The sequence below is a fragment of the Mesorhizobium sp. P2_C4 genome, from assembly GCF_056404575.1.
This window is the reverse complement of record NZ_JBFUDT010000001.1, coordinates 851,236-865,816: the sequence shown is the minus strand read 5'-3', so window position 1 is coordinate 865,816 and position 14,581 is coordinate 851,236. Positions and strand designations below refer to the sequence as shown.

Here is a 14,581-nt window from a genome sequence, read left to right as displayed (position 1 = left end):
CTTTGTCGAAGCTCAGCCAAACCAGGGATGGTCCCGTGACTGCTGAAGACCGCATCCGCGCCCTGCCCTGCTGGACCGGCAGCATCGACATCGCGCCGCTGCCGGGCGGCCTCAGCAACGCCAACTATCTGGTCAAGGACGCGGCCGGGCGTCATGTCGTGCGCTTCGGCCAGGACTATCCGTTCCACCACGTGTTTCGCGAGCGCGAGGTGATGACGGCGCGGGCCGCGCACGCCGCCGGCTTTGCGCCGGCCGTGCGCTATGCGGAGCCGGGCATCATGGTGACCGAATTTATCGGCGCCAAGACTTATGTCGCCGAAGACGTACGCAGCAATATCGGCCGTGTCGCGGCCCTGATGCGCGGTTTTCACCGGGAGATGCCCAACCACATCTCCGGCGCCGGCTTCATGTTCTGGGTGTTCCACGTCATTCGCGACTATGCGCGCACGCTGGAAGAAGGTGGCAGCCGCAAGCGGGGCGACCTGCCGCGCCTTCTGACGCTCGCGGACGAACTCGAACGGGCGCAGAAACTGCTGCCGATCGTCTTTGGTCACAATGATCTCTTGCCGGCTAATATTCTCGACGACGGCAGCAGGTTGTGGCTGATCGATTTCGAATATGCCGGCTTCAACACGGCGATGTTCGACCTTGCCGGCGTCGCCTCGAATGCCGAGATGAGTGACGAGGTATCCTTCGCCTTCCTCACCGCCTATTTCATGAAGGAACCGGACGAGGCGATCCGTCGCTCGCACGCGGCCATGCAATGCGCGTCGCTGCTGCGCGAGGCGATGTGGAGCATGGTTTCGGAGCTTTATCTCGACGCGCCCGGCATCGACTATGTCGCCTACACCGAAGAAAACCTGACCCGGCTCGACGCGGCGCTGGAAAACTACAGAACAAAATACGGGATACACGCATGACTTTGCCCACGCATGCCGGGATCGTCGTCATCGGCGGCGGCATCATCGGCTGTTCGACGGCCTATCATCTGGCGCGCGACCACAAGGCCGATGTCGTGCTGCTCGAACAGGGCAAGCTGACCTCGGGCTCGACCTGGCACGCCGCCGGGCTGGTCGGTCAGTTGCGCTCGTCGGCCTCGATCACCCGCGTGCTCAAATATTCGGTCGACCTCTACAAGGGGCTGGAGGCCGAGACCGGACTTGCCACCGGCTGGAAGATGACCGGCTGCCTGCGGCTCGCCACCAATGCGGATCGCTGGACCGAATACAAAAGGCTGGCGACGACAGCGAAAAGCTTCGGCATGGACATGCAATTGCTGTCGCCGGCAGAGGTGAAACAAATGTGGCCGCTGTTGGAAACCAGCGACCTCGTCGGCGCCTCATGGCTGCCGACCGACGGGCAGGCGAGCCCCTCCGACATCACGCAGTCGCTGGCCAAGGGCGCGCGCATGCATGGCGCCAAACTGTTCGAGGATGTCCGCGTCACCGGCTTCGAGATGAAGGACGGCCGCATCACCGCGGTGAAGACCAATAAGGGTGATATTGCCTGCGACAAGGTGGTGAACTGTGCCGGGCAATGGGCGCGGCAAGTGGGCGCCATGGCCGGCATCAACGTGCCGCTGCAGCCGGTGAAGCATCAGTACATCATCACCGAAAAGATCGAGGGACTGTCGACCGATGCGCCGACGATCCGCGACCCGGACCGGCGCACCTATTTCAAGGAAGAGGTCGGCGGACTGGTGATGGGTGGGTATGAGCCAAACCCGCAGCCCTGGACGACCGGTGACGTGCCCGACGACTGGGAGTTCCGGCTGTTCGACGACGACTACGATCATTTCGAGCAGCACATGACCCAGGCGATCGCACGGGTTCCGGCGCTCGAGACCGTCGGCGTCAAGCAGATGATCAACGGGCCGGAAAGCTTCACGCCAGACGGCAATTTCGTCCTCGGCACAGCGCCTGAATGCGCCAACATGTTCGTCGGCGCCGGCTTCAACGCCTTCGGCATCGCGTCCGGCGGCGGCGCCGGCTGGGTGCTGGCGCAATGGGTGGTCGACGGCGAGGCGCCGCTCGACCTGTGGGTGGTCGATATCAGGCGCTTCTCCAACCTGCACCGCGACCGGCAATGGGTCTGCGACCGCACGCTGGAAGCCTATGGCAAGCACTACACGATCGGCTTCCCGCATGAGGAGTATTCCTCAGGCAGGCCGCGCATCGTCTCGCCGCTCTACGAACGGCTGAAGCAGCATCGCGGCGTGTTCGGTTCGAAGCTGGGCTGGGAACGGCCGAACTGGTTCGCACCGGAAGGCGTCGAACCAAAAGACGTCTATTCGATGGGCCGGCAGAACTGGTTTGCTCCAGTCGGCGAAGAGCACCGGCATGTGCGCGAAAAAGTCGGCATTTTCGACCAGTCGTCCTTCGCCAAATACGAACTGACCGGCCCCGACGCGCTGAAAGCGCTGGACTGGATCTGCGCCAACGACGTCAACAAACCGGCCGGACGGCTGACCTATACGCAGTTGCTCAACACACGCGGCGGCATCGAGGCGGATCTCACCGTGGCGCGGTTGGCCGAGGAAAAATTCTACATCGTCACCGGCACCGGTTTTCGCACTCATGATTCCTCATGGATCAGCGATCATATCGGCGATGGGCTCGACGTGACACTGACCGATGTCACCGAGGCGTTCGGCACGCTGTCGCTGATGGGTCCCAGGGCACGCGACGTGCTGGCCGCAGTGACCGACGCCGATGTATCGAACGCGGGCTTCCCCTTCGGCCATGTGCGCGAGATTGCCATTGCCGGTCATACAGTGCGGGCGCTGCGCATTACCTATGTCGGCGAGCTCGGCTGGGAATTGCATGTGCCGATCGCGGCGACCGGCGAAATCTTCGACGCGCTGATGGCGGCCGGGGAGAGGCACGGCATCCGCCCGGTCGGCTACCGCGCACTTGAATCGCTCAGGCTGGAGAAGGGTTATCGCGCCTGGGGCTCAGACATCACGCCCAACGACACGCCACAGGAGGCCGGCCTCGGCTGGGCGGTGAAGCTCAGGAAGAACACCGATTTCGTCGGCCGGCGGGCACTTGAGAAGGTCAATGGCGACGTGTTGAAGAAACGCTTTGCCGGCTTCACCGTCGACGATCCCGAGATCGTGCTGGTCGGCCGCGAGACGATCCTGCGCAACGGCGAACCGGTCGGCTATCTCACCAGCGGCGGCTATGGCTACACGTTGGGCAAGAACATCGGTTTTGGCTATGTGCGCAACGCCGACGGCGTGAGTGACGATTTCCTCACCACCGGCGACTACGAGCTGGTGGTGGCGATGGAGCGGACGCCGGCAAAAATCCATCTCGAACCGCTGTATGATCCGTCGATGAGCAAGATCAAGGCATAGTGGTGCAGTGATGAGTTTTCATGCGGATCGCCACGTCCATATCCTGGTCATCGGCGGCGGCGCCATCGGTACCTCGGTCGCCTATCACCTGGCCCGCGACGGCGCCAAGGACGTGCTGCTGGTCGAGAAATCCCTCCTCACCCATGGCTGCACATGGCATGCAGCCGGGCTGGTCGGGCAGCTTCGCGGGAAACGAAACCTCACCCGGCTGATGCAGAATTCGGTTGCCGTCTTCGACCGGCTGGAAGCCGAGACCGGACAGGCGATTTCGTGGAAGAAGGTCGGCTCGCTGCGGCTTGCCGGAAGTGCCGCGCGCTGGAGCGAAATCCGCCGCTCGATGACACAGGCCAAGAGCTTCGGCGTCGAGTGCCATTCGCTGTCGGCCGATGAGGCCGCCAAGCATTTTCCTTACATCGTCAAGGACGGCATCGAGGGCGCCGCCTACATTCCCGGCGATGGCTATATCGATCCCTATTCGCTGACCATGGCCTATGCCAAGGGGGCGCGGCAAAACGGCGCCAAGATAGAGGAAGGCGTCACCGTTGAGGAGATCGTGATCGAGGGGCGGCGCGCGGTCGGCGTCGTTACCAACGGCGGCTCGATCTCTTGCGACATTCTCGTCAACTGCGCAGGGCTGTGGGCCAAGCGGGTCGGCAAGATGGCCGGCGTGCCGCTGGCGGCAGGCGTCGTCGAGCACCAGTATTTCCTTACCGAAAAGACGTTGAAGCTCGATCCGAACCTGACCACGCTGCGTGATCCCGACCACAATTTCTACCTCAAGCCGGACACCGGAAGTTTTGCCATTGGCGGCTGGGAAGACGGCTCTAAAGGCTGCTGGCGCGGCATGCCGCCGCTCGATTTCGGCCGCGAGCTTTTCCCGCCCAACATGGAGCGGCTGGAGCTCTTCGCGCTGCCGGCGGCGGAGCGACTGCCGGTGCTCAATGAGATCGGCATCCAGACCGTCATCAACGGGCCGATCCCGGTGTCCTTCGATTGCGAGCCGATCATGGGGCTGGCCCCGGAACTCGATAATTTCTTCGTCGCCTGCGGGTTTACCGCCGGCATCGCGGCGTCCGGCGGCGCCGGGCTGGCGCTATCCAACATGATCCTGCATGGCGACGCCGGCATGGATCTGTGGCCTTTCGACGTGCGCCGCTTCGGCGCGGTGCAGGCGCAAGGCCGCTATCTGGAAGCGCGCGCCATCGAGGCCTATGGCGCCTATTACAAGATCCATTGGCCGGCGGAGGAATCCCACGCCGGGCGCGGTCTGCGGCTTTCGCCGCTGCATGACAAGCTGCGCGACAACGGTGCCGTTTTCGGCTCCAAATTCGGCTGGGAGCGGCCGAACTGGTTCTCGGTCGACGACGGCAAATCGGTGGAGCTCGGCAGCTTCGAGGGCAGGCCCGGCTGGTTCGACGCTGTCGGCGAGGAGGTGCGCGCAATCCGTGAACGCGCCGCCCTGATCGACCAGACGTCGTTCTCGAAATTCGAGATTGCCGGCAAGGGCGCGCACGCCGCGCTGCAGGCGATTGCCGCCAACGACCTCTCGGGTCCGCCCGGCAAGGCTGTCTACACCCAGCTGTGCAACCAGAAGGGTGGCATCGAGGCCGATGTGACAATCGTTCATGCCGATGAGGATCGTTTCCTGCTGGTCACCGGCTCCGGTTTCGGCGTGCGCGACAGCAACTGGGTGGCGAGGCACCTGCCGGCCGGCGTGGCATTGCGGGACGCAACCAATCAGTACGCCACGATCAATCTGTGCGGGCCACAGGCCCGGGATATCCTGCAGTCGGTCACCGACGACGATGTTTCCAACGACGCTTTGCCCTTCCTGGCGGCGCGCCGGATCGAGGTCGGCAATGCCACCGCGCTTGCGGTGCGCATCGGTTATGTCGGCGAACTGGGCTACGAGCTCTACGTGCCGCAGGACTATGCCGTGCATGTCTACGAGACGCTGCGCGAGGCGGGCGAGCCGCACGGCATCGCCGACGCCGGTTATCGCGCCATCGACGCCTGTCGCATGGAGAAAGGCTATCTCTACTGGTCCGGCGATATCACCCCCGACTACAATCCCTACGAAGCCGGGCTCGGTTTCGCGGTGGCGCTCGACAAGGGCAACTTCATCGGCCGCGAGGCGCTGGCCAGGATCAAGGCCGAAGGCGTCAAGCGCAAGCTGTGCTCCTTCACTGTCGATGGTTTCGCGCCTTTCCATGGCGGCGAGGCGATCCTGTTCGGCGGCAATGTCGTCGGCTCCACCTCGTCCACCGGCTACGGCTACACGCTCGGCAAAACCATCGCCTTCGGCTACCTTCCCGCAGAACTGGCCGGCGAGGCTTCATTTGAGATCGAGGCGTTCGGCAAAGCCTATAAGGCGACGCGGGGACCCCGCACGCTCTATGATCCAAAGATGGAGAGGCTGAAGGCATGAGCGACGACCTTGCCATTGCCCGGCAAGCCATGGCGACGATCCCGCTGTTCAAGGATTTCAGCGGCAAGGTAGAACGGCTTGGCGGCCTCACCAATCTTGTCTTCAAGGCCGGCGACTTCTGCCTGCGCATCCCCGGCAAAGGCACCGAAGAGTATATCAACCGCGCCAACGAGGCAGTGGCGGCGCGGGAGGCGGCAAAGGCCGGGGTCAGCCCCGAAGTGCTGCATGTCGACCAAGGGACCGGCGTGATGGTGACACGCTTCATCGCCGGCGCCGAGACGATGTCGCCGGAAAAGTTCAGGACACGGCCAGGCAGTCCCGCGCGGGCAGGCAAGGCCTTTCGCACACTGCATGGTTCGGGAGCGGTGTTTCCGTTCCGCTTCGAGCTGTTTGCGATGATCGACGATTATCTGAAAGTGCTGTCGACCAAGGATGTCGCCTTGCCCTCCGGTTACCACGACGTCGTGCGCGAGGCCTCAACCGTACGCGCCGCGCTTGCCGCCCATCCGCTTGCCCTCGCCGCCTGCCATTGCGATCCGCTGTGCGAGAACTTTCTCGATACGGGCGAAAGGATGTGGATCGTCGACTGGGAATATTCGGGGATGAACGACCCGCTGTGGGATCTCGGCGACCTCAGCGTCGAAGGACAATTCGATCCGGCACAGGAAGAAGAGCTGATGCAGGCCTATTTCGGTGGCGAGGCCAAATCGGCCGAGCGCGGCCGCATCGTCATCTACAAGGCGATGTGCGATCTGTTGTGGACGCTGTGGGGGCTGATCCAGCTTGCCAACAACAATCCGGTCGACGACTTTCGCGCCTATGCCGACGGCCGGTTTGCGCGCTGCAAGGCGTTGATGGAGACGCCGGAGTTTTCCCGCCATCTGGCGGCGGTGCGTCGGGGTTAGGTACCAATATTCTGGACCTAATTCACGCCCTTCGGCACGTTTTCGGGCGGCACGACTGTCTCGACCACCTTCTGGCGGTGGAAGATGAACAGACCGGCGAACACGACGATGGCCGAGCCGATCAGGATCCGCGGGCCGGGAACGTCGCCAAAGAACACCAGACCGAAGACGACCGCCCACAACAACAGCGTGTAGTGCAGCGGCGCCAGCGTCGAGGCCGGCGCCAGCTTCAGCGCCCTGGTGATCATCAGATGCGCGCTACAGGAGACGATGCCGAGCAACAGCATCGCGCCGAAATCGAGCGCCGAGGGCGTGCGCCAGGCGCCGATGGCCATCACGCCGCCGACCAGCAGCGTGCCGATGGTCTGCCACGTCACCAGCGTGGTGTCGCTGGTGCCACGCAGACGGCGGTTGAGGATGATAGCGAAGGCAAACGCAATGCTGCCGACCAATGCGAACAGCGACGACTGCGAGAATGCCGCCGAGGACGGCTTCAGTATGATCAGCACGCCACAGAAGCCGACCAGGATCGCGGCCCAGCGGCGCCAGCCGACTTTTTCCCCGAGCAGGAAATGCGACAGAGCCGCCACATAGATCGGTCCGGCCATATAGAAGCTCATCACATCGGCTAGCGGCAGATAGACGACGGCGGCATAGAACAAGGCGGTGTCGAGCGTCGTCGCCACCACGCGCAAGACCTGCAACTCCAGCCGTTCCATGCGAAACAGCTTGCCGGCGCCCTGATTTGCAATCATCGGGCCGAGCACGAAAAAAGCGCCGACCGAGCGGATCAGCACCACCTGGCCGACGGAAAAGCTGGCGACCAGCCATTTGCCCATGGCGTCGTTCAATGCAAACAGGAAATCGCCGGCCAGCATCAGCAGGATGCCGGCCACCAGCACGTTCCTGATCGTCGAATTCTGGGCTGTTGGCTGCGCCATGCCTTACCGGTTCCTGCCAAGCGTAGGGTGAACCGCGTCGTAGACACAAGCGGCAGCCTTGACGAGGCGGAAAGCGAAAAATCGGTAAGACCAGCGCCGGAAATGGCTGATCTCAGGCGGATTTGTGCCTGCGGTTCACCATTGCCGGCCGTCCGGCGATGGAAAGCCGGGTGTCCTGTTTGGTGCGCTGCGCCACCACCTTGCCCCTGGCGATGACGCAAAGCCGTTCGGCGCGCAGGCGCAAGGCTTCGATCGGGTTGCCGGCGTCGAGGATGACCAGGCTGGCGCGCTTGCCGACGGCAAGGCCGAGATGATCGAGGCCCATGATGGCGGCGTTGACATTGGTGACCATGTCGAAACAGCGCGCCATGTCGGCCGGGCTCGACATCTGGGCGACGTGCAGCCCCATGAAGGCAACGTCGAGCATGTCGGCGGTGCCCAGCGAATACCAGGGGTCGAGCACGCAATCCTGGCCCCAGCCGACGCGGATACCCAGCGCCAGCATCTCCTTGACGCGGGTCAGGCCACGGCGCTTGGGAAACGTGTCGTGGCGGCCCTGCAGCATGATGTTGATCAGCGGATTGGGAATGGCCGACACGCCGGCCTCGGCGATCAGCGGCAGCAGTTTGGAGACGTAGTAATTGTCCATCGAATGCATCGAGGTGAGGTGCGACCCGGCCACCCTCCCCTGCAAGCCGAGGCGCTGCGTCTCATAGGCGAGCTGTTCGATGTGGCGCGACAACGGGTCGTCGGTCTCGTCGCAATGCAGGTCGACCATCAGCCCGCGTTTTGCCGCGATCTCGCAGAGTTCCGTCACCGAGCGCGTACCGTCGGCCATGGTGCGCTCGAAATGCGGGATGCCGCCGACAATGTCGACGCCGAGGTCGAGCGCCCGCAGCGTGTTCTGGCGCGCCGTCGGCGATCGGTAAAGTCCGTCCTGCGGGAAGGCGACCAGTTGCAGGTCGATATAGGGCGCGACCGTCCTCTTCACATCGAGCAAGGCTTCCACTGCCAGCAGGCGATCGTCGCAGACATCGACATGGGTGCGGATGGCAAGCAGGCCCATCGACACTGCCCAATCGCAATAGGCGAGCGCGCGGTCGCGCACCGCCTCATGCGTCAGCAGCGGCTTCAGCTCGCCCCACAGCGAAATGCCTTCCAACAGCGTGCCTGAAACGTTGATGCGCGGAATGCCGTAGGAGAGCGTCGCATCCATGTGGAAATGCGGATCGACGAAGGGCGGCGAGACCAGATTGCCCCGGGCGTCGATAGCGGTACCCGCCGTAACGTCGAGGTCCGGCCCAATCGCAGCGATGGTCTCGCCGATGATGCCGATATCGGCAATGGTGCCGTCGGGCAGCGTGCCGCCGCGCACAACAAGGTCGAAATTCATCTGTCGTCATCCCTTTTCAGAATCACCCGGCCATGGTGACGCAAAAGACAGGTTGCCGCAGCCGTTTCTTTCGGTCGTGGCGAAAGGTTCCATCCTGATGCAAGTGGCTCTATAAGCCGCCTTTCGTCCTATGCGGCGAATCCGAAGTTCGCACCAGTGTGGCGCAGTGCAGCGACGAATTTCGGGATCATGCGCAGCAAACCATGGAATCCCGTGTGGCTCTGGATTTGAAATTCCTGAAACGCGACGAGCGCTCGATGGAGAACCAGCGCCTTATCGTCAGGCTGCTGCAGGAATCGTTTCGCCAACACAGGTTTGGTTACGCCGCCGCCATCGCTTCGATGCTGGTGGTAGCCGGCATGACCGGGGCAAGCGCCTGGATGATGCGCGACATGACCAATGAGTTCATGGTCTCGAAACGGATGTCGCATATCTATCTGATCGCCGCCGCCGTCGCCGCCATCTTCACCATCAAGGGCGTGGCTACCTTCCTGCAAACTTATTTCATGAGCCGGGTCGGCAACGCCATCATCGCCGAGCGGCAGCGCAAGATTTATGATCGCATCCTGGCGCAAGGCATCGAATTCTACCACTCGACGTCGTCGTCGGACCTGATCAACCGCATGACCAACAACGCGCAGGCCGCGCGCAATGTCCTCGATCTGGTCGTCACATCCTATGTCAGGGACCTGGCCACGCTGGTGATCCTGTTGCTGGTCATGTTCGTCGGGCAGCCGGTGCTGTCGCTGGTGTCGTTGATTGTCGGGCCGATCGCCATCTACAGCGTCAACCGGATTCTCAAGCGAGTCCGCAAGGTTTCCGAATTGGAGTTCCGCTCGATCGGCCAGATCGTGCAGATCATGCAAGAGACCGCGATCGGCGTGCGGGTCGTCAAATCCTTCAATCTCGAAGGGGCGATGCGCGGGCGCATGTACAAAGCGGTGTCCGACGTCGAGAGCCGCGCCAACAACATCGCCACGCTGGAAGCCGCCACCAGCCCCGTCATGGAAACGCTCGCCGGCTTTGCCATCGCCGGCGTCATCCTGGTCAGCGGCTTTCTTGTCGTGGAGGGCGGCCAGACGCCGGGCGGAATAACGGCCTTCATCTTCGCGCTGTTGCTTGCCTATGAACCGGCAAAACGCCTTGCCCGCGTGCGCATCTCTCTGGAGACCGGCATCGTCGGTGTTCGAATGATGTTCCAGTTGGCCGACCGGCCGTTGACGCTTGCAGAATACCCAGACGCCAAACCGCTCTATGCCGGGCCGGGCGAGATCCGGTTCGACGAGGTGAGTTTCGGCTACAATGAGGACCAACCCGTCTTCGAGCGACTTGAATTGACCCTCGCGCCCGGCAAGATGACGGCGCTGGTGGGTCCCTCGGGCGGTGGCAAGTCGACCATCCTCAACCTGATCATGCGCATGTACGATCCGCAAAGCGGCAAGGTGCTGCTGGACGGCCAGGACATCTCCCGTGCGACGCTGGCCTCGCTGCGGGCAAAGATTGCTTATGTCAGCCAGGATACGTTCCTGTTTGCCGGCACGGTCATGCACAACATCCGCCTTGGGCGGGAGGATGCGACGGATGCCGAGGTTTTCGCCGCCGCCAAGGCCGCCAACGCGCACGACTTCATCAGCGCCATGGCGAATGGCTACGACACCGAGGTCGGCGAGAATGGCGGCCTGCTGTCCGGTGGTCAGCGCCAACGGATCTCGATCGCCCGCGCCATGCTGCGCAATGCGGAGATCCTGCTGCTGGACGAGGCGACCAGCGCGCTCGACGCCGAATCCGAAGCGCTGTTTCGCGACGCGCTACAGCAGCTGACGGTGGGACGCACGACGATCGTCATCGCCCACCGGCTGTCGACCGTGCACCAGGCCGACACGATCGTGGTTCTGGAAGCCGGCAAAGTGGTTGAAAGCGGCCCGCACCGGACACTGCTCAAGCAGGGCGGGCTTTATCAGAAGCTTTATGAGTATCAGTTGATGCCGTAACGGAGAACGATGATGCGCGCTGCTCGGCTCACGTCCTTTCTACGATCCGTCTTGTTGGGCACCTTTGCCGTGCAATCTCCTGCTATGGCCCTCGACTACGACAAGGCGCATCACCTCGACGCGGAGAACCTCGCCGAACAAGGAATCGCAAAGACCTACCAAGAAGTTTTGCCCGAGCTTCGGCAATATGTGAAAAACCCAATCGCAATCGAGGAGAGCGTAGACACATACGCTTCACGATACGCCGTGCGCGCGGCTGGCCAAGAGTTAGTGATATACAGCCCGGATAGTGTGGGCAGCGAAGACAAAAGCTGGGGCACGGCCACTTATGTCTTCTTCAAGATCATCAATGACCAACTCACCCATTCGGGCGTGCGATACTACGCGCTCAACGGTGGAAATGACCTTTTCGGCATCTTTTTGACGCCGCAGCAGGCTGAGGATGCAAAGCGTTCACTGCCAAAGCGAACAGATTGGCCCTATCTGCCCCAGCTCCAATATCCTGCGTACGGCCAGTACCACTAGTTTGCTTCAAATCAGTCCGGCACGAACCTGACCGCGCCCTTTGCCGCGCTCGTCGCCATCGCGGCGTAGGCGCGCAAGGCGGTCGTCACCTTGCGCTTGCGCTTTTCCTCGGGCTTCCAGGCAGCAGTGCCCTTGGCCTCCATCGCCGCGCGGCGCGCAGCCAGTTCGGCATCACTGACGGCAAGGCGGATGCTGCGGTTGGGGATATCGATCTCGATCGTGTCGCCCTCCTGCACCAGCCCGATCAGACCGCCTTCCGCCGCTTCCGGCGAGGCATGGCCGATCGACAGGCCCGACGTGCCGCCGGAGAAGCGGCCGTCAGTGACCAGCGCACAGGCTTTACCGAGGCCTTTCGACTTGAGATAGCTGGTGGGGTAGAGCATTTCCTGCATGCCGGGGCCGCCGCGCGGTCCTTCGTAGCGGATGACGACGACATCGCCGGCCTTGATTTCGTTGGAGAGGATCGCCTTGACGCTGGCGTCCTGGCTTTCGAACACGCGGGCCGGGCCGGTGAATTTCAGGATCGATTCATCGACGCCGGCGGTCTTCACGATACAGCCGTCGAGCGCCAGATTGCCCTTCAGCACGGCTAGGCCGCCGTCCTTGGAGAAGGGATGCTCGACTGACCGTATAACGCCCTTCTCGCGGTCGAGATCGAGGTCGTCCCAGCGGCGGTCCTGGCTGAAGGCGACCTGCGTCGGCACGCCGCCCGGTGCGGCCAGGAAGAAGTCGCGGACGCTCTGGCTCGAAGTGCGGGAGATGTCCCAATGGTCGAGTGCTTCGCCGAGCGTTGAGGTGTGCACCGTCGGCAAATCGCGGTTGATCAGGCCGGCATTGTCGAGCTGGCCAAGAATGGCCATGATGCCGCCGGCGCGGTGGACGTCCTCCATGTGCACGTCGGACTTGGCCGGGGCGACCTTGCACAGCACCGGCACCTTGCGCGACAGCGCGTCGATGTCATCCTGGTCGAAATCGATCTCGCCCTCATGCGCCGCAGCCAGGATGTGCAGCACGGTGTTGGTCGAGCCGCCCATGGCGATGTCGAGCGTCATGGCGTTCTCGAAAGCGCCCTTCGAGGCGATGTTGCGCGGCAGCGCGGTCTCGTCGTCCTGCTCGTAGTAGCGCTGGGCGAGATCGACGATCAGATGGCCGGCCTCGACGAACAGCCGCTTGCGGTCGGCATGCGTCGCCAGCGTCGAGCCGTTGCCGGGCAGCGAAAGCCCCAGCGCCTCGGTCAGGCAATTCATCGAATTGGCGGTGAACATGCCCGAGCAGGAGCCGCAGGTCGGACAGGCCGAGCGCTCGATGACCTTGACGTCCTCGTCCGAAATCTTGTCGTCGGCGGCAGCGACCATGGCGTCGACCAGGTCGAGCGCCTGCGTCTTGCCGGCGAGCACCACCTTGCCGGCTTCCATGGGCCCGCCGGAGACGAAGACGGTCGGGATGTTGAGGCGCAAGCTGGCCATCAGCATGCCGGGCGTGATCTTGTCGCAATTGGAGATGCAGACCATGGCGTCGGCGCAGTGCGCATTGACCATGTACTCGACCGAGTCAGCGATCAGCTCGCGCGACGGCAGCGAATAGAGCATGCCGTCATGGCCCATGGCGATGCCGTCATCGACGGCGATGGTGTTGAATTCCTTGGCTACGCCGCCGGCCTTTTCGATCTCGCGCGCAACCAGCTGGCCAAGGTCCTTGAGATGGACGTGACCCGGCACGAACTGGGTGAAGGAATTGACGACAGCAATGATCGGCTTGCCGAAATCCGAATCCTTCATGCCGGTGGCGCGCCAGAGGCCGCGGGCGCCGGCCATGTTGCGGCCATGGGTGGTGGTGCGGGAACGATAGGCAGGCATATTTTTTCCTTGGTGGCTGGCTGCGCTCGATGGGCGGCGCGGCGGCGCTGAATTCGGACCGCAGGCGTTATAGACGCCACAATCTGGTATGGCCACAATTTTACGATGCGCCAGAACGCAGGCGCTAGCAGGTTGACGAGGGTGGCTCAGCCGTATATAGCCGAATGGGTATATACCTTATTGGCTATGGACGTAAAATGAACCAGCTCGACGCTACCTTTGCCGCGCTTGCCGATCCGACGCGGCGCGCCATCCTTGCCCGCCTCATCCAGGGGGAGGCCTCGGTGATGGAGCTGGCCGAGCCGTTCGCAATGAGCCAGCCGTCGATCTCGAAGCACCTGAAAGTGCTGGAAGCCGCCGGGCTGATTTCACGCGGCCGCGACGCGCAGCGCCGGCCGTGCCGGCTGGAGGCGAAGCCGCTGGCCGAAGCCAATGACTGGCTGGAGCGCTACCGAAAGATCTGGGAAGGCAATTTTCAGCGCCTCGACGCGCTGCTGGGCGCCATGCAGGCCGAAAAGGCTCCCGGCGAGGCAGACCAATAGCCGAAAGAAAATCAGAGGCCGTGTCGGATCGCCAGTTGGCCGGACGTCCTTGGGCAAACAGACAAGCGCAGGAGGACCATCGTGAGCACCACCACCTTGCCCGGCTCTACCGTAGCGACATTGACCGTGACCACACCGAGCGACCGTGAAGTCCAGATCACCCGCATCTTCGATGCGCCGCGGCCGATGGTCTTCGACTGCTGGACCGTACCGGAGCTGCTGAAAGGCTGGCTGCACGGCCCCGACGGCTGGCGTTTGGCAGTATGCGAAATCGACCTCAGAGTGGGCGGCGCCACGCGCTATGTCTGGCAGCACCGCGACGGTCGCAGCATGGGCATGAGCGGTGCCTATCGCGAGATCGTGCGCCCGAGCCGGATCGTTGCCACCGAGCTGTTCGACGAGGACTGGACCGGTGGCGAGACCGTCGGAACGGTGACCTTCACCGATCACACCGGCAAGACCCTTTTGACGCAGACGGTGCTTTATGCCTCGCAGGCGGCGCGCGACGGCGCGCTCGGCACCGGCATGACCAGAGGCATGGCCGAAAGCTACGCCCAGCTCGATGCCTATCTTGCTTCCCTGCAGCACGCCGCCAAGGGCGCCGCCTGACCCTTCCCCCAAGAAACCGCCGCAACCCTAAAA

General features: G+C 63.1%; 11 protein-coding genes. 8 read left to right on the top strand and 3 right to left on the bottom strand.

Going from position 1 to position 14,581, the window contains the following annotated elements; genetic code table 11:
* Window positions 1-35 precede the first annotated feature (35 nt).
* From AC1DX6_RS04165 to AC1DX6_RS04150, 4 genes are read left to right on the top strand one after another with little or no spacing between them, the layout of a single operon-like run.
* Complete coding sequence (locus tag AC1DX6_RS04165) at window positions 36-920, top strand: phosphotransferase (protein WP_477311460.1); 885 nt, start codon at window positions 36-38, stop codon at window positions 918-920.
* Window positions 917-3,358, top strand: a complete 2,442-nt coding sequence (locus AC1DX6_RS04160; RefSeq protein WP_477311459.1) for a GcvT family protein — start codon at window positions 917-919, stop codon at window positions 3,356-3,358. Before AC1DX6_RS04165 ends, AC1DX6_RS04160 begins: the two co-directional genes overlap by 4 nt.
* Before the next feature lie 10 nt (window positions 3,359-3,368).
* Complete coding sequence (locus tag AC1DX6_RS04155; protein WP_477311458.1) at window positions 3,369-5,786, top strand: GcvT family protein; 2,418 nt, start codon at window positions 3,369-3,371, stop codon at window positions 5,784-5,786.
* Window positions 5,783-6,691, top strand: a complete 909-nt coding sequence (locus tag AC1DX6_RS04150; protein WP_477311457.1) for a choline/ethanolamine kinase family protein — start codon at window positions 5,783-5,785, stop codon at window positions 6,689-6,691. The genes AC1DX6_RS04155 and AC1DX6_RS04150 overlap by 4 nt, the downstream gene beginning before the upstream one ends.
* A 17-nt stretch (window positions 6,692-6,708) precedes the next feature.
* Here AC1DX6_RS04150 and AC1DX6_RS04145 read toward each other — a convergent pair whose 3' ends face one another.
* On the bottom strand, window positions 6,709-7,632 hold the full coding sequence (locus tag AC1DX6_RS04145; RefSeq protein ID WP_477311456.1) for a DMT family transporter: 924 nt from the start codon (window positions 7,630-7,632) through the stop codon (window positions 6,709-6,711).
* A 112-nt stretch (window positions 7,633-7,744) separates the two neighbouring features.
* Window positions 7,745-9,025 (bottom strand): amidohydrolase family protein, encoded by a 1,281-nt coding sequence (locus AC1DX6_RS04140; RefSeq protein ID WP_477311455.1) that lies wholly within the window; start codon window positions 9,023-9,025, stop codon window positions 7,745-7,747.
* A 236-nt stretch (window positions 9,026-9,261) separates the two neighbouring features.
* Between AC1DX6_RS04140 and AC1DX6_RS04135 the strand changes: the two genes are divergently transcribed.
* Together AC1DX6_RS04135 and AC1DX6_RS04130 are read left to right on the top strand one after the other, a co-directional pair.
* The gene (locus AC1DX6_RS04135) at window positions 9,262-11,016 is read left to right on the top strand and encodes an ABC transporter ATP-binding protein (RefSeq protein ID WP_477311898.1); all 1,755 of its coding nucleotides are present in this window, start codon (window positions 9,262-9,264) and stop codon (window positions 11,014-11,016) included.
* Window positions 11,017-11,070: 54 nt separating this feature from the next.
* Window positions 11,071-11,541, top strand: coding sequence for a hypothetical protein (locus tag AC1DX6_RS04130; RefSeq protein WP_477311454.1), 471 nt, complete (start codon window positions 11,071-11,073; stop codon window positions 11,539-11,541).
* A gap of 11 nt (window positions 11,542-11,552) precedes the next feature.
* On the opposite strand, the gene ilvD is transcribed toward AC1DX6_RS04130, so the two are convergent.
* A complete protein-coding gene (gene ilvD, locus AC1DX6_RS04125; protein ID WP_477311453.1) occupies window positions 11,553-13,397 on the bottom strand; it encodes a dihydroxy-acid dehydratase in 1,845 nt (614 codons plus the stop codon).
* A gap of 197 nt (window positions 13,398-13,594) precedes the next feature.
* Between ilvD and AC1DX6_RS04120 the strand changes: the two genes are divergently transcribed.
* Together AC1DX6_RS04120 and AC1DX6_RS04115 are read left to right on the top strand one after the other, a co-directional pair.
* On the top strand, window positions 13,595-13,939 hold the full coding sequence (locus AC1DX6_RS04120) for an ArsR/SmtB family transcription factor (RefSeq protein WP_477311452.1): 345 nt from the start codon (window positions 13,595-13,597) through the stop codon (window positions 13,937-13,939).
* An 81-nt stretch (window positions 13,940-14,020) separates the two neighbouring features.
* The gene (locus tag AC1DX6_RS04115; RefSeq protein WP_477311451.1) at window positions 14,021-14,548 is read left to right on the top strand and encodes an SRPBCC family protein; all 528 of its coding nucleotides are present in this window, start codon (window positions 14,021-14,023) and stop codon (window positions 14,546-14,548) included.
* The last annotated feature ends 33 nt before the right edge of the window (window positions 14,549-14,581 follow it).

Bases quoted from the DNA above. Each gene is read 5' to 3' on its own strand.
- AC1DX6_RS04120 (WP_477311452.1), top strand. From the start codon at position 13,595: ATGAACCAGCTCGACGCTACCTTTGCCGCGCTTGCCGATCCGACGCGG.
- AC1DX6_RS04140 (WP_477311455.1), bottom strand. From the start codon at position 9,025: ATGAATTTCGACCTTGTTGTGCGCGGCGGCACGCTGCCCGACGGCACC.
- AC1DX6_RS04150 (WP_477311457.1), top strand. From the start codon at position 5,783: ATGAGCGACGACCTTGCCATTGCCCGGCAAGCCATGGCGACGATCCCG.
- ilvD (WP_477311453.1), bottom strand. From the start codon at position 13,397: ATGCCTGCCTATCGTTCCCGCACCACCACCCATGGCCGCAACATGGCC.
- AC1DX6_RS04160 (WP_477311459.1), top strand. From the start codon at position 917: ATGACTTTGCCCACGCATGCCGGGATCGTCGTCATCGGCGGCGGCATC.
- AC1DX6_RS04155 (WP_477311458.1), top strand. From the start codon at position 3,369: ATGAGTTTTCATGCGGATCGCCACGTCCATATCCTGGTCATCGGCGGC.
- AC1DX6_RS04145 (WP_477311456.1), bottom strand. From the start codon at position 7,632: ATGGCGCAGCCAACAGCCCAGAATTCGACGATCAGGAACGTGCTGGTG.